This is a genomic window from Pseudomonadota bacterium (assembly GCA_037200975.1).
GTDB lineage: Bacteria > Pseudomonadota > Gammaproteobacteria > Steroidobacterales > Steroidobacteraceae > CADEED01.
In genome coordinates this window covers 623,857-646,393 of record JBBCGI010000001.1, presented here as the reverse complement: position 1 = coordinate 646,393, position 22,537 = coordinate 623,857, and the positions used below count along the sequence as shown (strand labels likewise).

General features: G+C 64.9%; 13 protein-coding genes. 1 reads left to right on the top strand and 12 read right to left on the bottom strand.

All coding sequences use genetic code 11. The features are described from left to right. Position 1 precedes the first annotated feature (1 nt). From WDO72_02855 to WDO72_02800, 12 genes are all read right to left on the bottom strand, one after another. A complete protein-coding gene (locus WDO72_02855) occupies positions 2-1,303 on the bottom strand; it encodes a glycosyltransferase (GenBank protein ID MEJ0084600.1) in 1,302 nt (433 codons plus the stop codon). Positions 1,304-1,453: 150 nt separating this feature from the next. Beyond that, entirely contained in the window at positions 1,454-2,692 is a 1,239-nt protein-coding gene (locus tag WDO72_02850; protein MEJ0084599.1) for a right-handed parallel beta-helix repeat-containing protein, read from the bottom strand. Between the two features lie 252 nt (positions 2,693-2,944). After that, positions 2,945-3,988 carry a glycosyltransferase family 4 protein gene (locus WDO72_02845; protein ID MEJ0084598.1) on the bottom strand — a complete coding sequence of 348 codons (1,044 nt, stop codon included), beginning with the start codon at positions 3,986-3,988 and terminating at the stop codon, positions 2,945-2,947. Between the two features lie 2 nt (positions 3,989-3,990). Beyond that, positions 3,991-4,881: a glycosyltransferase gene (locus WDO72_02840; protein ID MEJ0084597.1), complete on the bottom strand. Its 891-nt coding sequence runs from the start codon at positions 4,879-4,881 to the stop codon at positions 3,991-3,993. Further along, a complete protein-coding gene (locus tag WDO72_02835; protein MEJ0084596.1) occupies positions 4,878-6,578 on the bottom strand; it encodes a hypothetical protein in 1,701 nt (566 codons plus the stop codon). Before WDO72_02835 ends, WDO72_02840 begins: the two co-directional genes overlap by 4 nt. After that, positions 6,575-8,110, bottom strand: a complete 1,536-nt coding sequence (locus WDO72_02830) for an oligosaccharide flippase family protein (GenBank protein MEJ0084595.1) — start codon at positions 8,108-8,110, stop codon at positions 6,575-6,577. Before WDO72_02830 ends, WDO72_02835 begins: the two co-directional genes overlap by 4 nt. A gap of 45 nt (positions 8,111-8,155) precedes the next feature. Continuing rightward, on the bottom strand, positions 8,156-9,325 hold the full coding sequence (locus WDO72_02825; protein MEJ0084594.1) for a DegT/DnrJ/EryC1/StrS family aminotransferase: 1,170 nt from the start codon (positions 9,323-9,325) through the stop codon (positions 8,156-8,158). Further along, the gene (locus tag WDO72_02820) at positions 9,325-10,299 is read right to left on the bottom strand and encodes an NAD-dependent epimerase/dehydratase family protein (GenBank protein MEJ0084593.1); all 975 of its coding nucleotides are present in this window, start codon (positions 10,297-10,299) and stop codon (positions 9,325-9,327) included. The genes WDO72_02825 and WDO72_02820 overlap by 1 nt, the downstream gene beginning before the upstream one ends. Before the next feature lie 25 nt (positions 10,300-10,324). After that, complete coding sequence (locus tag WDO72_02815) at positions 10,325-10,963, bottom strand: NeuD/PglB/VioB family sugar acetyltransferase (GenBank protein MEJ0084592.1); 639 nt, start codon at positions 10,961-10,963, stop codon at positions 10,325-10,327. A 25-nt stretch (positions 10,964-10,988) separates the two neighbouring features. Then, a complete protein-coding gene (locus WDO72_02810; protein MEJ0084591.1) occupies positions 10,989-12,104 on the bottom strand; it encodes a DegT/DnrJ/EryC1/StrS family aminotransferase in 1,116 nt (371 codons plus the stop codon). Continuing rightward, the gene (locus tag WDO72_02805; GenBank protein ID MEJ0084590.1) at positions 12,101-13,141 is read right to left on the bottom strand and encodes a Gfo/Idh/MocA family oxidoreductase; all 1,041 of its coding nucleotides are present in this window, start codon (positions 13,139-13,141) and stop codon (positions 12,101-12,103) included. The genes WDO72_02810 and WDO72_02805 overlap by 4 nt, the downstream gene beginning before the upstream one ends. A 46-nt stretch (positions 13,142-13,187) precedes the next feature. Further along, positions 13,188-13,664, bottom strand: a complete 477-nt coding sequence (locus WDO72_02800) for an acyltransferase (protein MEJ0084589.1) — start codon at positions 13,662-13,664, stop codon at positions 13,188-13,190. Positions 13,665-14,062: 398 nt separating this feature from the next. Here WDO72_02800 and WDO72_02795 point away from each other — a divergent pair, with 398 nt between their 5' ends. Further along, positions 14,063-22,510, top strand: coding sequence for a DUF4082 domain-containing protein (locus WDO72_02795; protein MEJ0084588.1), 8,448 nt, complete (start codon positions 14,063-14,065; stop codon positions 22,508-22,510). Positions 22,511-22,537 lie beyond the last annotated feature (27 nt).

Genomic DNA, 22,537 nt, shown 5'->3' with positions numbered 1-22,537 from the left:
TTCAAGGAATCCGGCGCGCCCTCAGGAACGCGTAGTCGGCATCGAAACGCGTGCGCTCACTTTCATCCCAATAGGCCATGGAATGCAGCGAGGTGACCTTCTGCGCAAGCTCGCCGCGCGTCCAAGGTTCCCCGTGCCGCGCGGCGTAGGCCGCGATGTGCTCGTCGATCTCGCGTGTCGCGATCTGCGGACTCATGTTGTCCACCATCCATTTGCGCGGCTCGAACTTCTCGCGCTCGCGGATCATCCGCAGCAATGTGTCGGGCAGGGTCGACTGCGAGGCGTAGGTGCCGGTCTGCGAATTGATGTACGGATACTTGTGCCCAAAATTGAAGCCTTCGCGCAGGACGCCCGGCACGCCGGCGGCGAAGCCCTCGATGATCGCGCGGTTGGAGCCTTCACGGCGCGACCAGATGAGGTTCACCTTGGCGCGATTCATTACCTCATTGACTTGGTGCGGCCGCAGTTTCTCGAATATCTCGAGCTGGTCGAAGACACCATGCTGTCGCGCCGAAGCTTCGACATCGGCACGGGTCATGTCGCCGGCATAACCGACTAACAATGCCCTGAGCTTGACGCCGCGCGCGCGCAGCCGCGCCAGCGCGTCGAAGACCTCCGCGTGCCGCTTGAAGCCTGACCACGCGGAATTCATGAACAGGTCCGCGTCCTGCGTGATCCCGGGCAGGGGACGGAACACGCGGGTATCCACCCACCAGTTCGCCGCGATCGGCACCGGGATCGTGTCGAGGTCGAGGCGATCGAGGAAGGCGATGTCACGCGGTTCGTTGGTCTGCACGAACACCGGGAATCCGCGGCCCGCGACACACATCACTTCGCGGTCGCACAGGCCGGACCAGCTCGGTTCGGTCACGAGGTGGTAGCGGCGCGCGATTGCCGGCAGATCGAAATACCGGACGAGCAGCGGAAACACGAACGAGTAGTCCATCAGCAGGACGCCTTTTTCGGCGCCGCGCGGGGACTTGATGACGAGGATGCGCTGGCCGAGGAGCCGCTCCGGGTCGTCGAAGAACACCTGTGTCGAACGTTGCGGAGCGAGGGTCTCGATGAAACCTTCGAGCGCCGGCGTCGCACGCAGCGATTTGCGGAAACGCCGCTCGATGGCCGGCTCGGCGAGCCTCGACAGCGCGTTACGGTGGATCGAGGTTTCGAGCTCGATGGCGCGTCGATTCCGCCCAAACAGACGCAGCGCGGTGGCGGCGGACAATCCGCCGAGCCCCATCAACTCCTGGCAAATGCGGGAATCGTATTTTGCATATTCGGAGAAGCGGTGGCGCAGGCTCATGGCGTCGGGTTGATCGGCGGCAGCGCGTCATGGCGCAAACGGCGGACATGCTACCCGGCTTCACATCGCAATGCGGTATCCCCAACGGCCCCGCTGACGGAAAATGAGACGCCCGCCCCGCCGCAGCAGGGCGGGCATCCCGCGGGTCTTCTACTGGGCCGAAATATTGGTCGGTGGGTTGGGTTTCTTGACGCCCGCAGCCGCGCCGAATTCATCCGCGCCGATGTCGATGCCGGCGTCGCTGCCGCGCGCCTCACCATCGAAGTCGTCGGCTAGTCCAGACACCGTCCGGCCGGCGTTCACGACCCCGCTGACGGCGCTCGCCAGGTGCAGGTCACCGTTCGCCACGGCTTTGAACCAGCTGGCCGAGGCGTTGGTGACGTTGGACTGCTGGGTGCCGCCGCCGCCGTCGCGCGCCTGGATGGGCTTGTTAGTCAGGTTGTTCGTGAACACCGCGCCGGTCGTCGCCGCGAACCGATATTCCATCGCCCACGACATGTTGTTGGCGAAGTAAACCGTATTATTGTAAACCTGCGTGTTCGTGCTGTTCTCGAGCGCGATGCCCACGTCCGCGTACGGCGCGCCGTTGTTCGAGTGATAGACCATGTTGTTGCGGATGACGCCGCCCGCGTTGGTCGTAAAGCCCTGCAGTCCGTAGCCGATGCCCCGGTCGCAATCGATGATCGTGTTGCGTTCCGTGGTGTTGTTGGCGGAGTCGTCCCAGAAATGCACGGCGAACTCGCTGACCGCTTCGCCGGGACTCGCGATGCCGCGGAACGTGTTGCCGCGGACCACCCAGCCCCTGGCCCCGTGGGCATCGATTCCGCCGGTGTAGTAGTAAGGTGCGCGGCCGGCCGTGTATTCGAACAGGCAGTTTTCGATTCGGATGTTGTCGGACACCGCCGAGGCGCTCTTGGTAGCCTTGACGATCTGTTCGTAGGTGTCCCGCAGCACGCAATTGGTGATCACCGCGCCGTCTGCATTACTTTCGCCGGCGAACTGGATGGCGTGCCAGCCGGCTCTTTGCAGCGTGACGGCATCGAGCTTGAAGTTGCTCGCCGCGACGCGAATGATGTTGCCGATGGATGCGCCGGCGGACATTGCATCACCCTGGATGACGACGCTGGCGCGATTGCCGGACTTGCCCTTGATCGTGATGTTGTTCGCGTTCACGTACAGCGTGTCGTTGAGTGTGTACGTGCCGTCGTTCACCGAAATGACGACATTGCCGCCCGCGTTGTTGGCATTGTTGAGCGCGGACTGAAGCTGCGAGGCGTTGTTGACTTCGACCGTCGACTGCGCCAGCACGATCCCAGGCAGCAGCAGCAGCGGCATGAACCGCAGCGACCATTTGCCGGCTCGCGTTCGATTCAGCGCCGAATTTTGCATGTGCATTGATCCTGTAGTGTCAAAGGAGGCCGCGTCGTGGGGTGCCGGGTGCCCGGCAGGCCAGAGCCGCGTGAGCTCGAGGCCCGCAGTATGGCAAGTGCAGTCCACGGCGACATGGAGCATTTGCCAATACTGCGCAATGCGCACTCCGTCGCAATTTTGCGTCATGGAATTTCCTACAACCCTCCAGCAGGGCGGGCGAGGTCGTGGGCCGCAATCCGCCGACGGATTGCAAAAACCAGCCACGCGTGACTAACGACCTTTCAATGCGTCGAGGAAAGGATCGACCGCCTTGTCCCAACTGAAGCTCGCGGCGTAGTCGGTGATTTGCGTCTCGTCGAAACCGCGCGTCCGCGCGGCTTCCATTGCGCGAGTTAGACCATTGGGGTCGGCCGGATCGTAAAGCACGCCACAGGGCGCGGTGATGACCTCGGGCATGCTGCCGAGCTTCGGCGCCACGACCGGTCGGCCGAAGCTCAGCGCCAGCATCGCCGATCCGGACGTGAGGATGTCGGTGAAGGGATTGACGAGCACGCTGGCCGCGCGCACGTACACCTGCAGATCGGCGTCCGCGATGAACCCGGGTTTGAAGATCACACGCGCGGGATCGAGCTTTGCCAGCAGCCGCTCGATGTGCTGACGGTAGGCGTCCGAAGAGAAACTGCCGGCGATCAGCAGCGTCGCGTCGCCGCGGCACTTCGAGAAGGCGTCTATCAACCCGTCGAGATTCTTGTACGGCTTGCACATGCCGACGAATCCGAAAACGAATGTTTCCGGCGTGATACCGAGCCGCCCCCGCGCCTCGGGCGTCCCGACGTCACGAGGGTAATAGTCGATCCAGTGACCGTGGAGGATCCGGCAGAGCTTCATCGGCGCAACGCTGAATTCCCGGCGGACGATGCGTTCCGCCTCGCCACCGTGAACCAGCACGAACTCGCTCAGCCAGACGACGAGTTTACGGATGAACCGGTGCACGCGGCTCGGCCGGCCTTCGGAGTGCGGATACAGGTTGTGGGCGGTCCAGACGATGCGCGCGCCGCGTAGCCGCATCAGTAGCACGAACGCGGTGAATTCGATGGTCGAGCGGACACCATCCCAGCCGCGGACGGCGTAATAAAAGGAGGGCCAGTGAATGTGCGCGACGTCGCCGCGACGGACGTTCGAATTGATCCAGCCGCCGGCCCATTCGCCGCGAATCACCTCGGCGCCGCGTGCCTCGGCCGCCGCGTAAAAACAGTCGACATATGCGATGCCGTCGCGCGGGAACGCGATGATGCGGGGGCCGGTTTCCGACATCGTCACGCGCGCCCTAACAAACTCTTGACGATTCCCTTGTACACCCGCAGGTTCCACGGCCAGTATGCCGCCGATCGCAGATATGAGCCGATGGTCTGCAGATGCAGGGTGCCCGCCGATTGCGACGCGGCGAGTTCCCAAAGTCCGGCGAACGCCTTGCGCACGACTTGCGGGGCGACCCGCTGGCCGCGCGGCGAGGCGAGCGCGCGGCGCAGCACCGCTTCACGATCGGCGGCGCGTTGCGACAGGTCGTTGGTCATCTGTCCATCGTGCATGCGGTACTTCGTGAGAGGCTCGCGGCACAACGCGACGCGCCCGCCCTCCGCCGAGTAACGCAGCCACATGTCCCAGTCCTGCACTCCGCGCCGCTCGACTGCGAAGCCGTCCAATTTGTCGAACCAGCTCTTGCGCATGAGTGTGCTCGACAACGTGATGAAATTGCCGAGCAACAGCGGCTCGAACACGTCACCGTCGTGCAACGTGACGCTGTCCGACTGCCGTTCCTTCACCCGCGACAGATCGCCGAAATTCAGCCGGTCGGTGTAGACGAGGCCGATGTCCGGCCCCGCCAGCGCGAGTTGTGCGGCGAGTTTGCCGGGCATCCACAGATCGTCGGCATCCAGGAACGCGAGCCACTCGCCCCGCGCGTGCTGGGCGGCGAGATTGCGGGCGCGGTACGGACCGCCGCGCTCCTGCTTGAGCGTGCGGACCCGGGAATCGAAACCCGACAGGACCTTGAGTGTGTCGTCCTGCGATCCGTCGTCTACGGCGATGACTTCCACCGCGACCGTCGATGACGCGAGCACCGAGTCGATCGCCTGCGCGATGTAAGCCGCGGCGTTGTAAGAGGGAATGATGACGCTGACCTGCGGTCCTGCGGCCGGTCCGTTCATGAAATCTCCCTGCATGTGTCGTCCTGCCGTTTCATAAATCGACGCGCCGCGTGGACCAGCCAGTGCGGTAGTAGTTTGATCGCATAACCGACCGACTCGCGGTCCCAGACCTGATTGCGGTTCGCGAAGCGCAGCAAGCGGAACGAATCCGCATGAAATCCGCGTTGGCGCATCGTGTACGAGGCGAAGCGCATGAGTCCACGCACTTCGCCGTCGACGAACGTCCGCACGTCCGCGCCGTTGGCGCGCGTGGCGTGGTATTCGCTGATCGCGAGATCGATGTGGCGCGCGGCGCCTTTCGCGTTCGGCAGGGGGAGGGCGTCGTGTCGCAGTTTTTCGAGCGCGCCATAGACCTGATCCAGCATGCCGTTCCACGATTCGAGCACGTGGAAGTGCAGCACACGTTCGCGCAGGGTCCGGGCGATCGCCACGCGTTTTTCGCGGTCGGCGGCGTATTCGCCGACCCTCGCGACGTAGCCGGGCTCGTCGGCGGGATTATCCACCGTGCCGGTCAGCGCGAAGTCGTGCGTCGCCAGCAGCGCGGTCGCGGGCGCGAAGGCGGGAACACACGCAGTTCCCGCCAGGGCAGTTTCGAGCAACGCGGTCTGCGAGCCGAACGGAAATCCTTCGAGATAGACATCGGCCGCACGCTGATACGCCGTCGGGTCGTTCAACGGCCCGAGGAAGTGCATGCGATCGTGGGCGACGAATTCCGGGCTCTGCGCATGATCGGCGGCGCGCACCCCGACCACGTAGAGGTGCGCCGCCGGATTGCGGTCGAGGATCTCGCGGCCCGTCCGGAAGAAATTGTGGCGCGCGGAAGGCGCGAATTTGATGCCGCGCCCGATGGTGAGCAGCACGATCTGCGATTCGGGAATGCCGAGTTCACGCCGCGCATCGGCCTTCGACAACTCCGCGCGCGCTTCGAACAGGGGAATTGGCAGCAGCAGATCGTTGCGAGTGAACCGGATGTCGCGACTGGTGGTGGCACCGATTTCCCGCAGGTGCACGACCGAATCGGCGACAGTGCTGCCCAGCCAGAAACATTGATCGGCGAGATTTATCAGCGCGACCGGCGGCCCGCCACTTTCGGCGAACGCCACGACCGGCACGACGTCGTACGGAACGAGATGCAGGAAAACGAGATCCGCGCTGCGGCGGCTGAATTCGCGCAGCCAGCGCGCGCGCGACAAGAGCGGGCTCTCGTCGGGCAACACATACAGTTGTCCACCGGACTCGGCGATGGCCTCCATTACCACGGGAGAAATCTGCACCCCGGCGCTCGAAGTCGTCACCAGCGAATGTTCCGACCCCGGATCTTTGCGGATCCAGTTGAGGATGGTGCGCGTATGTCCGCCGATATTGAGCATCGTCGTGGCGACGTGCAAAACGCGCCGTTTCGCCGGCGCGCTGCGGGCGCGCTGCGCGACCAGGGATTCCAGCCACAGGGGCGGTGACGCGGTGCGGTCGAGTTGCCGGCCCACCTCGAGCGCGAGATTTTCGAGGGCGCCATCCGCGAATCGCCCGGGGTGATGCATGGCGGCGAAGGCGGCGACGGTTTTCACCCAATCGAGGATCGCCTCCGGGTTGCCATGTGCGCGGATCTCGCCTGACGCCTCGAGCAACGCATCGTACTGCTGGCTGCAGGCCGACAGGAACTCGGCGACTTCGGGGCCGAACTCGCGCTGCGCGCTCATATCGGCGCCCGGCGCCGGAAGGGCGCGACGAGGAAGCGATGACGCTCGTCGCTCGTGACGCCGAACGCGAGCGCGCTTCCGATGCACGCGGCGCCAGCCAGGATGCCCTGGAGGATGAGATCTGCCCAGTTTTCCGGCCGCGGCGACAGGCGGATCAGCGACAACAGACCCACGTCCACGGCGGCGACCAGCAGCGGGCGCAGGCAGGCGTACCGGATCCATTCGAGCGCGGCGAAACCCAGCACGCGCTGAACCATGATCGGCACCACGATCAGATCGATGATCGTCGATGCGACCACCACGGCGATGGTGATGCCCAGCAGGCCGTAGAACTGCACCAGCGTCAAGCTGATGGCGAGGCTCAGCGCGGAGCCGCAGATCAATGCGATCGCCATCATGCGGATGCGGCCGGCGCCGATCAGGATCTGGATGCCGATATTCGCGGCGTAACTGGTGATGGTGCTCAAGAGCAGGACCTGCAGCAGCAGCGACACCGAGTGGAACGGCTCGCCGGTCAGATATTGCTCGCCGATCCACAGCCGATAGAAGTCCGGCGCCCAGAAGAAGGCGATGAGGACCACCGTGAACATCACCAGCATCATCATGCGCGTGCCGTCGTGGTACAGGCGTTTGAGCCCGTCGCGATCGTCCTGCGCATGCATCGCCGTTGCCGCCGGATACATGACCTGCCCGATGGGGCTCAGCAGCGAGGAGATCTGCGTAACCAGACCGGTGGCGAGCGCGTACTGGCCGACGGCGCTCACGCGCATGAACGAAGCGATGATGATGTTGGGAACGTGTTGATAGGCGTAGGCGTTGATGGAGATCAGAAAGTTCCACATGCCGAACGCGAAGATGTCCTTGAGACGCGACAACGCGATCGCGCCGCGCGAGAACTTGACCTCGCGCACCAGCCGTTTGGAGATCTGCCAGCGCAGCACGTAGTCGATGAAATTCGCCGCGAACGTGGCGGCGCTGACGCCGATGAGGCCGTAGTCGAGCTTGAGTACGATCAGCAGCAGGGCGGCAGTGACGAGCCGCGTCGAAATCCCGATGTAGTTGGCGACGTCGAAACGCTCTGCCGACGGGAAGATGGCGGCGTAGGGAAACAGCGCGTACTGCACCGAGCTGCCGAGGCCGAAAATCAGGATGCACCAGAAGGCCTCGTGGGCGATATGCGGCGGAATGTCGAATACGTGCGGCGCAACGAAGGCGCCGGCTACGCTCAGGACGGCGAGAAAACACGCCAGCCCGCCGAAGGCGGCGACGGCGCTGCTCAGGTATGCGCTCGCGGCGCGATAATCCTTGATCGCGATGTAACGCGTCAGGTGCTGCGTCAGCCCGGCGCGAAACCCCAGGTCGAGGATGCCGTAGTAGCCGACGATGCTCGAGGTCAGGACCCAGATGCCGTAACGCGTCGCGCCGAGCTCGTGCAGCACCAGCGGTGTCAGCAGCAGCGTGACCACGGAGCCGATCACGAAACCCAGCCAGTTGGCGGCTATGTTGCGCAGGATGCGCGCGGTGCGGCTCATGGCTGGGACTTCGTTGCGCGGCAGCAGGGCATACGCCCCGGGCGCCTAGGCGGACACGGCAGCGCGCGCGCCTGCACTGAGGCTGCACGCGGCGCGTAGCTCGTCCGCCACGCGGCGGATATCGGCCGTCGTCATCTGTCCGTACAACGGCAGCACGATGCAATGATCCTGAGCGGCCTCGGAATGTTCGAGCGTGCCGGTGCGGCGCGCATCGCGATACGGCTCTTCACGGTGGCTGCACATGATTCCGCGGCGCGTCGAGACGCCCGCGTCGAGCATCTGCTGCATGACGGCGCGTTGATCGAGGTTCGCGGACAGGCGCACGCAGAAACTCTGCCAGTTGCTGCGCGCCCACTCGGGTTCCTGCGGCAACGTGATCCCGGGAATGTCCTTCATGAGCTGACGATACTGAGCGGCGATCGCCCTGCGGCCCTGGACGATGTCGCCGAGACGCTTGAGCTGCTCGCGGCCCACCGCCGCCTGGATGTCGGTCATGCGGAAGTTGTACCCGACGACGGGGTACGACTCGAAGATGACCTTGGCCGAACCGTGGCGCACTGTATCCGGCACGCTCATGCCGTGCTGGCGCAGCAGGCGGCACTTGTCCGCCCATTCCTTGTTGGGCGTGGTGATCATGCCACCGTCACCGGTGCTCATCACCTTGCGCGGATGGAACGAGAAGCAGGCGATGTCGCCGTGCACCTTGCCGATCTTTTCCCACCGGCCGTTCCAGCGGATCTCCGCGCCGATCGCGCAGGCCGCGTCTTCGATGACGTACAGGCCGCGCGCGCGGGCGAGTTTCACGATGGCAGCGAGATCGCAGGGCATGCCCATCTGGTGCACGCACAGGATCGCGCGCGTCTTCGGCGTGATGGCCGCTTCTATGCGCGCCGGGTCGAGGTTGAACGTGACCGGATCGACATCGATGAACACCGGCGTGGCGCCCGTGTAAGCAATGACATTCGCGGTTGCGATGAACGAGTGACTGACCGTGATGACTTCGTCGCCCGGCTTGATGCCGAGCGCGAGCAGCGCCAGGTGCAGCGCGGTCGTGCAGTTCGAGACCGCCACCCCGTGTTCGGCACCCGTGTACGCCGCGAATTCCTTTTCGAAGGCGGCGACTTCGGGCCCCTGGGTGATCCACCCGGAGAGAATGACGCGGCGCGCGGCTTCCGCTTCGCGCTCGTCCATCATCGGCTTGATGATCGGGATCATCACGCCGCCATCCGGTCTTTGTTCGCGCGCCACCATTCGACCAGGCGCGACAGGCCGTCGTCGAGATCGATAGTCGAGCGGAAGCCCAACTTCTCCGCGGCCTTCTTCGTGCACGCCAGGCGGCGCGAAACCGGGTTGACGCTGCGCTCCGGGCCGTACTCGGGCTTGAGTTTGCTGCCCATCACGCGCAACAGCGCAGCGGCCAGGTCGTTGAGACTGGTTTCGACGCCGCTTGCGACGTTGAACACCTCATCGGAGACGTCGGATTCGAGCGCGAGGATGTTCGAGCGCGCCACGTCTTCGATGTACACGAAGTCCATCGTGGTCTTGCCGTCGCCGAGGATGAGCGGCGGCTGGCCCGCGGCGATGCGGTCCATCCAGCGGATCAGCACTTCGGTGTAACGGCCGTGCAGGTCCATGCGCGGACCGTAGACATTGAAGTAACGCAGCGCGACATACGGCAGTTTGAACATGTCGTTGTACGAACGCAGCAGGCCCTCGAGCATGATCTTGCTCGCGCCGTACCAAGTGCGGTTCGCGTACGGGTGATGATCTTCACGCGTCGGGAATTGTTCGGCGAGGCCGTAGATGGATGCCGAAGAGGCCGCGACCACTTTCTTCACGCCCGCCGCCTGCGCGGCTTCGAGCACGTTGAAACTGCCGTCGCACATGACGCCGAGCGCTTCGCGCGGCTCGGCGGCGCAGGCGGTGATACGCAACGTCGCCATGTGAATGACGGCGTCCATGCCGGCGGTGACCTTGTGCATGGTCTCGACGTCGCGGATGTCGCCGCGCACGAGCGACACGCGCGGATCCTTGAGCGCTTCGTCGACATTGTGCAGCGTGCCGCGGTTGAGGTTGTCGACGATCACGATCTGCGCCGGCGAGTAGTCGCGCAGCAGCAGGTCGATGGTCGTCGAGCCCACGAGGCCGCAGCCGCCGGTGACCAGGATTTTCGAGCCGTTGATTTTCATTCGGGATCCCTCAAGCCAATTTCATTCAGATTCTGGTGCCGAGCGGCCGTGCGGGGTTGCCCGCGACGGTCGCGCCCTCAGGCACGTCGCGCGTCACATTGCTGCCGAGCCCGATCAATGCCCGGGCGCCGATCGCCAGGCCGTTCTTCACGTTGGTGCCGCTGCCGATGTAGCAATTCTCGCCAATCCGGACGCTCCCCGCGATGGCCACGTTGGCGCCAATCAGCGAAAAGCTGCCGACCGTCACATCGTGGTGGATCACGGTGTTCGGCAGCACACACACGTGATCGCCGATCACGGCGTTACTGGTGATGACTGCGCCCGCCATGACGAGGACATTGCGGCCGAGCCGGGCAAGTTTCGCTACGTGCGCGCCCGGGTGAATGACGTTCGCGAACCGGGCGGGTTCTATCCCCAGCCCGTCGATGACCTGGCGGCGCGACCGGTAGGAGGCGGGACCGCCGGGCACCGCCAGCACCGCCGCGTCGCGCAACTCGTCGAACGCCGCGCGCGGCAATACGCGCAGGCCATGGGCGCCGGCACGTTGCTTCTCGGGCGTATCGTCGACGAATCCGATGCACTCGAACTCGTCGCCCAGGCAATCGAGCGCTTCGAGCCCATTGCCGTTGCACGGAAAAATCAGCAACGGCCGACGGGCACTCACGCGATGGGCTTCCTGCCGGGTGCGATCAGGCGGCCGCGGCGTTCGTTTCCGCCAGCGCCTTCACCGCGTTGCCCACGGTCTGGCACTGCTGCGCGGTCATCTCCGGAAACATCGGCAGCGAGAGCGTCTCGTTGGCCGCGCGTTCGGAGTGCGGGAACTGTCCGGCCTTGTAGCCGAGGTCGGCGTACGCAGGCAGCAGGTGCACCGGGATCGGATAGTGGATGCCGGTCGAAATTCCCTGCGCCTGCAGTTTCTCCTGCCATTTGGCGCGCTCCGTCGTGCGCACGGCATAGATGTGATAGACGTGCCGGTTGTGTGCCAGCGCTTCAGGCGTACGTACGTTGCTGCTCGAGAAGCACTGCGCGTAGTTAGCCGCGGCAGCGCGGCGCGCCTCGGTCCAGCCTTCGAGATATTTGAGCTTCACTTTCAACACCGCGCCCTGGATGCCTTCCATGCGGTAGTTGTAACCCTTGAGCACGTGCTGGTATTTCTTCTCCGCGCCCCAGTCGCGCAGCATGCGGATGGTGCGGTTGTACTCGTCGTTGCTGGTGGAGACCAGGCCGCCTTCGCCGTACGCGCCGAGGTTCTTGCCCGGGTAGAACGAGAACGCGCCCAGGTCGCCCATGCTGCCCGCGCGACGGCCCTTGTATTCGGCGCCGTGTGCCTGGCAGGCGTCTTCGATGACGATGAGTTTGTGTTTCTTCGCGATCGCGAGGATGGCGTCCATGTCGGCGCACTGGCCGTACAGGTGCACGGGCAGGATCGCCTTGGTCTTCGGCGTGATGGCCGCTTCGATCTTGGCCGGATCCATCGTGAACGTGCGCGGGTCGATGTCGACGAACACCGGCGTGGCGCGCGAGTAGTAGATAGCCGCGACGGAGGCCACGAAGGTGAACGGCACGGTGATGACTTCGTCGCCTTCGCCGATGTTGGCGGCCAGCAGCGCCAGGTGCAGCGCGCTTGTGCCGTTGTTCACGGCGATGCCGTGTTTGACCTGCGAATAGGCGGCGAAATCCTTCTCGAATGCGGCGACTTCGCTGCCCAGTGTGAACTGGCAGGTATCGAGGATCCCGAGGATCGCAGCATCGACTTCTTTCTTGATGGAAAGGTACTGGGCTTTCAGGTCGACGAACGGAATCACGCTATTTTCTCCTGCGGTGCTTGGACTTTCTGGATGTAGACGGTTTCGCCGCGGCCCCGCATGGAGCTGGTGGCGGCTTCGATGAGCTCGACCACGCGCAGGCCCAATGAACCATCGGTCTGCGGGGTCTTCTTGTTGATGATGCAATCGATGAAATGATCGCCGGCGAGGCGCAGCGCTTCGGTGCCATCGAGCTTCGGCGCCCACATGTCGCCGGTGCGATAACCGACGCGCATTTCCTGGATTTGCTTCGGGTCTTCCGTGAAGCTGATGCCCTTGTCGTAGATCTTGACCTTCTCGGAAGGCTCGAGATCGTCATAGGTGATCATCTTCTTGCTGCCGCCGAGCAGGATCTGGCGCACCTTGACGGGCGCGAGCCAGCTCACGTTGACGTGGGCGATCGTGCCCGAATCGTAGAAGAGGGTGATGTACGCGAGATTCTCGGGTGTGCCCGGAAAATGGTTGATGCCACTCGCCGAGATCGCGACCGGATGTTCGCCGAGCAGGTAGTCGAGGATAGAGAAGTCGTGCACGGCGAGGTCGGAGATCACGTTCACGTCCCGCTGGAACAGGCCGAGGTTCACGCGGATCGAGTCGTAGTAGTAGACGCGGCCGAGATCGCCACTCTTGATCACGTCGCCCATCTTGCGCACGGCGCCGGTATAGACAAAGGTGTGATCGACGAACAGCGTGAGGTTGCGCTTCGCCGCCTCGTCCACCAGCTTGCGCGCCTGCAGCGACGTTTCCGTCATCGGTTTCTCGAGCCAGACGTGTTTGCCGGCCTTGAGCGCGGCCATCGCGAATTCGAAGTGTGTGCTGACCGGCGTGGCGATCGCGATCGCGTCGATTTCCGGATTGCGCAGCAGGTCCTGGAAGTCGTTGGTGGTCTTGACCGCGGGGTACCGCTTGTTGACCGTCGCGAGTTTCTTCGGATCCAGATCGGAGACGGCGACAATCGTGCCCTGTTGCGCTTCCGCAAAAGTCCGCACGAGGTTCGGTCCCCAGTAACCGTAGCCGATGACGCCAATCTTGATCATTTGTTGTTCCTCGAATCCCTTTTGAAGATGCCTGACTAACTACCGCTCAACGTTTACGCGTGTCGCCGATCACCTTGGCCGGCACTCCGGCCGCGACCGCGTAGGGCGGTACGTCCTTCGTGACCACCGCGCCCGCGCCGATCAGCGCGAACTCGCCGATGGTGATGCCTGCGACGATGGTGGCGTTGGAGCCGATCGAAGCGCCGCGTCTGACCACCGTCTTTTCGACCTTCCAGTCCGCTTCCGTCTGCAGCGATCCATCGGGATTCGCCGCCCTCGGAAACAAGTCGTTCGTGAACATCACGCCGTGGCCGACGAACACTTCGTTTTCGATGTCCACGCCCTCGCAGATGAAGGTGTGCGAGGAAATCTTGCAGCGCTCACCGATCGTCGCGCCTTTCTGGATCTCCACGAACGCTCCGATCTTCGAGTCCTTTCCGATGACGCATCCGTAAAGATTCACGAGCGACGGATGAAAGATCTTCACGTTCTCGCCAAGTTGCACCGAATCAGCTACAGGCATTTGAACCTCTTGGGTTATTCGTATCCAGCCATCGGAACGGCGCGAAGCTTAGGGATGTGATCGCGGTCGCACCTTGTCGCGATTGGCAGTTTGTTTGTGTCGGAAAACTTGCCACCGGGCGGTTGCACATATCGAAGGGTCGCGACGTTCACTGGCCGATTTCGCGTCGAAGAACTTTACAGCTTCGACGTCGCGCGCATTACGTCAAGCGTGCCAGCCTGCCATTGGGGCCCCGGTGGCCTCCTAAGGTTGCGATTCGGCTCACAGTTTGAGGGTCCCCAGCGGGGTCCCCGTGACGCCCGTCTCACATTGGCGCGGGTTTTGCTTGAAGGGGGCAGGGCGCCTCGTTGTGCCCCGTCGCTGTTGGCTGAATTTCCGCAATGGAATCCTTGAAAAACATGAATATCAAGAACTTCGCCCGTTCCCTGCTCATTCTCGTGGCCGCAATCGTCGCCCCGCTCGGGGTAACGCATGCGGATCCGAACCAGGGGCCTGGCGGGCCGATCCTGGTCATCACCAACGGGAATCAGAACTTCGGCAAGTTCTATGCGGAAATCCTCCGCACGGAAGGTTTCAACGAATTCGCCGTCGCCGAAATCGGCTCCGTCACGGCGACGACGCTCAACAACTACGACGTCGTCATCCTCGCCAAGGTCGCGGTGACCTCGACGCAGGCTTCGATGTTCACCACCTGGGTGACCGCGGGCGGCAACCTGATCGCGATGGATCCGGCGCCGCAGCTCGCGAGCCTGCTCGGCATCAATTCCGGGGCCTCGACTCTCGCCAACGGCTATCTACTCATCAGCAACGCCACGAAGGCGGGTGCCGGCATCATCGGCCAGACGCTGCAGTTCCATGGCACCGCGCAGCTCAGCACGGTCGCCACCGCCACTTCGATCGCCACTCTTTATTCGACCGCTACCACGCCCACCGCCAATCCGGCCGTCACGCTGCGCAGCGTCGGCTCGAATGGCGGCCAGGCCGCGGCGTTCATGTTCGATCTCGCGACCTCGGTCGTTTATACGCGCCAGGGCAATCCCCTCTGGGAAGGCACCGAGCGTGACGGCCGCACGCCGATCCGTTCGGACGACATGTTCTTCGGCGATGCCGTGGGCGATGCGCAGCCGGACTGGGTCGACCGCAGCAAGATCTCCATTCCGCAGGCCGACGAACAACAGCGTTTCCTCGCGAACCTCATCACCGACATGAACGTGGACCGCAAGCCGCTGCCCCGGTTCTGGTACCTCCCGAACGCGCATCGCGCGGTAGTGCTGATGACGGGCGACGATCACGGGTTCACGTCGCCCGACGGCGGCGGTACCAATGCGCGCTTCAACCAGTTCCTCTCGCTGAGTGCGCCGGGCTGCTCGGTCGCGAACTGGGAATGTATCCGCGGCACTTCGTACGTCTTCACCAACAGCGCGCTCACGAATGCGCAGGCCTCGGCCTTCAACGCGCAGGGCTTCGAGGTCGGCTTACACGTCAACACGATGGAGGGCGGCGCCTGCCAGGACTTCACCGAGACGTCGCTCTCGGATCTGTACGATGGCCAGAAACTCGAGTTCTTCAACAAGTTCAGCTCGATCACCACGCTCAGCACGATGCGCCATCACTGCATCGTCTGGAGCGACTGGGCGACCGGTGCGAAAGTGCAGCTCGCCAACGGCATCCGCCTCGATACGTCTTACTACTACTGGCCGGGTACCTGGGTGCAGAACACGCCGGGCCATTTCACCGGCTCGGCGATGCCGATGCGTTTCGCCGATCTCGACGGCAGCCTGATCGATGTGTACCAGGCGGTCACGCAGATGACCGACGAGTCCGAACAGAGTTATCCGTTCACCCCGGACACCTTGCTCGATCGCGCCACCGGCACGGATGAGCAGTACGGCGTGTACACGGTCAATGCGCACACCGATCTCGGCGTCGAGCCCGAATCGACCACGACGGTTGCGTCGGCGGTCGAACGCGGCGTGCCCGTCGTTTCCGCTCGCCAGATGCTCACGTGGCTGGATGGCCGTGGCAATTCGTCGTTCAGCTCGATGTCGTTTGCCTCGAACGTACTCAACTTCAACGTCACGCAGGCCGCCGGCGCATCCGGCCTCAACGGCATGCTGCCGTGGCGCTCCGGCACGCGTTTCCTGAGCAGCATCGCGCGCGGTGCCACCGACGTTCCGTACGAAGTCATGGTCGTGAAAGGTATCGAATACGCGGTTTTCCCGGCGACCTCGGGTGCCTACCGCGCCACGTACACGGTCGACACCGTCGGACCCACCGTCACGACGCGCACGCCGGCCGCAGGCGCCACCAGCGTCTCTCCGTCGACGCCGATCCGCGCTTTGTTCAGCGAATCGGTCGACCCTGCCACCGTCACGAGCAGCACGTTCGAAGTGCGCGACGCGACCAACGCGCTGGTTGCCGGGACCCTCAGCTACAGCGCCAGCGCGCTGACGGCGACGTTCACGCCGTCCACAGCCCTCAACAACGCCACCACTTACACCGTGACGGTGCGCGGTGGCGCCTCCGACCCGCGCATCAAGGATGTCGCCGGCAATGCCATGGCCGCCACCGCCAGCTGGTCGTTCACGACCGCCGCGGGTCCGGTCTGCCCCTGCTCGATCTGGAGCGGCTCCGCCACGCCGGCGGTCGCATCGGATTCCGACACGGGCTCGGTCGAGCTCGGCGTGAAGTTCCGCTCCGACATCAACGGCTACATCAAGGGCATCCGCTTCTACAAGGGCGCTGCCAACGGCGGCACACACACCGGCACGTTGTGGTCGGCGAGCGGCGCGGCCCTCGCGCAGGCGACCTTCGTCGATGAAACCGGCAGCGGCTGGCAGCAGGTGTTGTTCACGACGCCAGTGCCGGTCACCGCCAACACGGTCTACGTGGCCTCGTACCACGCGCCGGTCGGCGGCTATTCGTATACCGCGGCGCAGTTCGAATCCGTGGGTGTCGACAACGGCATCCTGCACGCGCTGAGCAGCCCGGTCGCCAGCGGCAACGGCCTCTATAACTATTCGTCCGAAGTGTCCTTCCCGGCGTCGAGCTTCAACGCGACCAACTACTGGGTCGACGTGGTGTTCGACACGACCTCGGGTGGCGCAACCGATACCACGGCTCCGGTCGTCGCGATCGCGACGCCGGTCGACACGCCTACCTACGCTTCCACCGCCACGCCGCTGTCGATCGGCGGCACGGCCTCCGACAATCTCGGTGTCGCCCAGGTTTCCTGGTCGAACGACCGCGGCGGCTCGGGTGTTGCCGTCGGCACGACCGCCTGGACGGTGTCGGGCATCGCCCTGCAGACCGGCGCGAACGTGATCACGGTGACGGCGCGCGACGCCGCCAACAACACGTCGACCGACACGCTGACCGTGACCTACACGATTCCGCCGGACACGACCCCGCCGGCCGTCAGCACGCGCACGCCGGCCTCCGGCGCCACGCAGATCGCGCTCGACGCGACCGTTCGCGTCGGCTTCAACGAGGCCATGAGCGCCGGCACGATCAATACCTCGACCATCGAGCTGCGCAACGCCTCGAACACGCTGGTGCCCGCGACCGTGAGCTTCAATGCAACCACGAACGTCGCGACCCTCACGCCGACCGCGGCGCTGGCCGTCAACACGGTGTACACCGTGACGGTCCGCGGCGGCACGACGGATCCGCGCGTCAAGGACGTCGCGTTGAACGCACTCGCCGCGAATGACGGCTGGTCGTTCACGACCGTGACCTCGTCGGCTCCGAGCGTAAGCATCTGGGCCAACTCGGCGACGCCGGCCACCGCTTCGGACCCGGACACCGTTCCGATCGAGCTCGGCCTCAAGTTCCGCGCCGACACGACCGGCAACGTCACGGGCGTGCGCTTCTACAAGGGCCCGACCAACACCGGTGTGCACATCGGCAAGTTGTGGACCCTGAGCGGCAGCCTGCTCGGCCAGGTCACATTCGTGGACGAGACGGCGACGGGCTGGCAGCAGGCGCTGTTCAGCGCGCCGATCGCCATCGACCCCAACACCACCTACGTCGTCTCGTACTACGCCCCGAACGGCGGCTACGCCTCGAACTCCAATTTCTTCACGTCCACGGGCGTGGACAACGGCGTGTTGCACGCGCTCAGCGACCCGGTCGCGGGTGGCAACGGCCTGTACCTGTACGGCGCCGGCGGCGGATTCCCGAACAATACGTTCGCCTCGGCAAACTACTGGGTGGACGTGCTGTTCCAGGCCGTCACGGGTCCGGACACCACGCCGCCGACGATCGCGTTGCGTTCGCCCGCCACGGGCGCCACCAACGTCGCGATCAACGGCGCCGTCTCGGTGACGTTCAGCGAGGCGATGACCGCGAGCACGATCAACACCTCGACGATCGAGCTGCGTAATGCTGGCAACACGCTGATTCCCGCGACGGTTTCGTACGCGGGCAACGTCGCCACGCTCATTCCAACCAGCGCGCTGGCCAACACTTCCGTGTACACGGTCACCGTGCGCGGTGGTGTCACCGATCCGCGCGTCAAGGACGCCGCGGGCAATGCGCTCGCCGCCAACGACAGCTGGTCGTTCACCACGGCCGCCGCGGGCGGCCCGTGCGCGGCCAATGCCATCACCGCCGAGAACTGTCTCACCGGCAACCCGTCGAGCGAGTGGGACATCTCCGGCGCCGGCGACCCGAGCATCCAGGGTTATGCGACGCAGATCAGCGTGAACCGCGGTGGCACGGTGCAGTTCAAGGTCGACACCAACGCGACCAACTACCGCTTCGACATCTATCGCATGGGTTATTACGGCGGTCTCGGTGCGCGCAAGATCACGTCGGTCAACCCGACCGCGACGCTGCCGCAGAACCAGCCGAACTGCCTCACGCAGGCGGCGAGCGGCCTCATCGATTGCGGCAACTGGGCAGTATCGGGCTCCTGGACCGTGCCGGCCAACGCCACTTCGGGCGTCTACTTCGCCAAGGTTGTGCGTGCCGACACGGGCGGGGCGAGCCACATCGTGTTCATCGTCCGCAACGACGCGAGCACCTCGGACCTCGTGCTGCAGACTTCGGACACCACCTGGCAGGCGTACAACGCGTACGGCGGCAATAGCCTGTACGTCGGTTCGCCGGGCACCAACCCGGGCCGCGCCTACAAGGTGAGCTACAACCGTCCGTTCGCCACGCGTGGCGACGCGGGTGGCCAGGACTGGGTGTTCAACGCCGAATACCCGATGATCCGCTGGCTCGAGTCGAACGGTTACGACGTCACCTACATCACGGGTGTCGACACGGATCGTGCCGCGAGCCTGCTGACCAGCCATCGCGCGTTCATCTCGATCGGCCACGACGAGTACTGGTCGGGCCAGCAGCGCGCCAACGTCGAAGCCGCGCGTAACGCCGGCGTCCACATGGCGTTCTTCAGCGGCAACGAAGTGTTCTGGAAGACGCGCTGGGAAAACAGCATCGACGGTTCCAACACCGCGTACCGCACGCTGGTCTCGTACAAGGAAACTCATGCGGGCGCGAAGATCGATCCGTCCTCCGAGTGGACGGGCAGCTGGCGCGATCCGCGCTTCAGCCCGCCCGCCGATGGTGGCCGGCCGGAAAACGGCCTGACCGGCACGATCTTCACCGTGAACGCGGGCACCGCGGGCATCGTGGTCCCTGCGGCCGAAGGCAAGTTCCGCCTGTGGCGTGGAACGGCCGCCGCGTCGCTGACGGGCACGAACACCCTGGCGCTGCCGGACGGCACGCTCGGTTACGAGTGGGATTCGGATCTCGACAATGGCGCGCGCCCGGCGGGCCTGTTCCGCCTGTCGGACACCACGGTGAGTGGCGTCGACAAGCTGCAGGACTACGGTTCGACGTACGCCAGCGACACCGCCAACCACGCGTTGACGATGTACAAGCATGCAAGCGGCGCGCGCGTCTTCGGCGCGGGCACCGTGCAGTGGAGCTGGGGCCTTGACGCGAATCACGATCGCGCCGGCACGCCGGTGAGTCAGGTCATGCAGCAGGCGACGGTGAACCTGTTCGCCGACATGAACGTGCAGCCTGCGAACCTGCAGGCCGGTCTCTCGGCGCAAAGCGCGTCGAGCGACAACATCGCGCCGACGGTTGTCATCACCGCGCCGGCCGGCGGTGCCAACGTTCCGCAGAGCAGCCTGACGATCAGCGGCACCGCGAGTGACGCGGGTGGCCTCGTCGCCGGTGTCGAAGTGTCGGTCGACGGTGGCACGACGTGGCGTCCGGCCACGGGCCGTGGCACCTGGACGTTTGTCTGGACCGCTCCGACCGCGGGCGCTGCCAGCGTGCGTGTGCGCGCCGTGGACGACAGCGGCAACCTGCCGACCTCGCCCACGACCGTGTCATTCACGGTGAGCGGTGCGGCCTGCCCGTGCTCGCTCTGGCCCACGGCGACGCCCGACCTCACGGTCGATCCGGACCCGAACTCGATCGAGCTCGGCACGCGCTTCCGCAGCACCGCTCCGGGCAATGTGACGGCGCTGCGGTTCTACAAGATCCCGCAGAACACCGGCACGCACGTCGGCAGCCTGTGGAGCTCGACGGGTAACCTGCTCGCGCAGGTGACGTTCTCGGGTGAAACCGCGTCGGGCTGGCAGGTGCAGGCGCTGCCGACTCCGGTCGCGCTCACGCCAAACGCCGACTATGTCGTTTCGTATCACACGAACGCCGGCGCCTACACCGGCGACGATGGCTACTTCGCTGGGAACGGCGTTTCGTCGGGTCCGTTGCTCGCGCCGCAGGACGGCTCGGGCGGCGCCAATGGCCTGTACAAGTACGGTTCGACCAGCGTGTTCCCGACCGATACGTACAACAGCGAGAGCTACTGGGTCGACGTGGTGTTCAACACCACGACGGGCCCGGCCGACTCGACGGCGCCGGTGGTCACGATCACCACGCCGACGAGCAATGCGACCACCACGGCAACCAGCACGCCATTTTCGTTCGGTGGCACTGCTACCGACGCAGTGGGCGTGACGCAGGTCAGCTGGTCCAACAACCGCGGTGGTAGCGGCAATGCCACGGGAACCGGCAGCTGGTCGGTCTCGGGCGTCGCCCTGCAGTCAGGAGCCAACATCCTGACGGTCACGGCGCGCGATGCGGCCGGCAACACCAGCACCGACACATTGACCGTGACCTACAACGCGACGGACACGACGGCTCCGACCGTGACGATCACGTCGCCTACCAGTTCGTCCACGACCTCCGTTTCCGCGACGCCTTTCACCATCGGCGGTACGGCGGCGGACGCTGTCGGGGTCACCAGTGTCAGCTGGACGAACAGTCGCGGTGGCAGTGGCACGGCCACGGGCACCACGTCCTGGTCAGCCAGCGGAATCGTGTTGCAGACGGGTTCCAACGTGTTGACCGTGACCGCGCGGGACGCGGCGGGTAACAGCAGCACCGATACGCTGACTGTGACGTACACGGCGGATACGACGGCGCCCACGGTCACGATCACCTCGCCGACCAGCAACGCAACGCTGTCCGTGAACACCGCGTCGCTGACGCTTGGCGGTACGGCAGCGGATGCCGTCGGCGTCACGCAGGTAACCTGGTCCAACAGCCGTGGCGGCTCGGGCACGGCCACCGGGACCACTTCGTGGTCCGCGAGCGGGATCACGCTGCAGTCGGGTTCCAACGTGTTGACGGTGACCGCGCGGGACGCGGCCGGCAATTCACGCACCGACACGCTGACCGTGACCTACACGCCGGACACGACGGCGCCCACGGTCACGATCACCTCGCCGACCAGCAACGCAACGCTGTCCGTGAACGCCGCCTCGCTGAACCTCGGCGGTACGGCATCGGATTCCGTCGGCGTCACGCAGGTGACCTGGTCCAACAGCCGCGGCGGGTCGGGCACGGCCACGGGCACCACGTCATGGTCGGCGAACGGGATCACGCTGCAGACGGGTTCCAACGTGTTGACGGTGACCGCGCGCGACGCGGCCGGCAATTCACGTACTGACACGCTGACCGTGACCTACACGGCCGACACGACGCTGCCGACTGTGACTATCACGGGGCCGACGAATGCGACCACGTTGACCGTCTCCACGAGCACGATCACGTTTGCCGGCACGGCGTCCGACAATGTTGGTGTCACGCAGGTGACCTGGGTCAACAGTCGCGGCGGCAGCGGCACGGCCTCGGGAACCACGTCCTGGTCGGTGAGCAACCTTGCGTTGCAGTCCGGTGCGAACGTCCTGACGGTCACTGCCCGTGACGCTGCCGGCAACACGCGGACGGACACGCTGACCGTGACCTTGGCGGACTCGACTCAGCCTGCCGTCACGATCACTTCGCCGACCAGCAATGCGACGCTGAATGTGGCGGCGGCCACCATGTCTCTCGGCGGCACGGCTTCCGACAACGTCGGTGTCACGCAGGTCTCGTGGGTGAATAGCCGCGGCGGCAGCGGTACGGCGACTGGCACGACAAGCTGGTCGGTCGCCAGCATCACGTTGCAGTCCGGTTCCAACGTGTTGACCGTGACGGCTCGCGATGCGGCCGGCAATACGCGCACCGACACGCTGACGGTGACCTACGCGCCGGACACCACGCAGCCCTCGGTGACTATCACGTCGCCCACGTCGAACGCGACGCGCACGCAATCGGGGTCGACCATCACGCTGGGTGGAACGGCTTCCGATAACGTCGCGGTGACTCAGGTGAGCTGGGTCAACAACCGCGGCGGCAGCGGCAATGCGAGCGGCACGACCAACTGGACGACGGGCACCATCACCCTGCAGTCGGGTTCCAACGTGCTGACCGTGACCGCTCGCGATGCGGCCGGCAATACCCGCACCGATGTGCTGACGGTCACGCGTAACTGATGCGCGTCACTTCGCGAAGATGAGGAA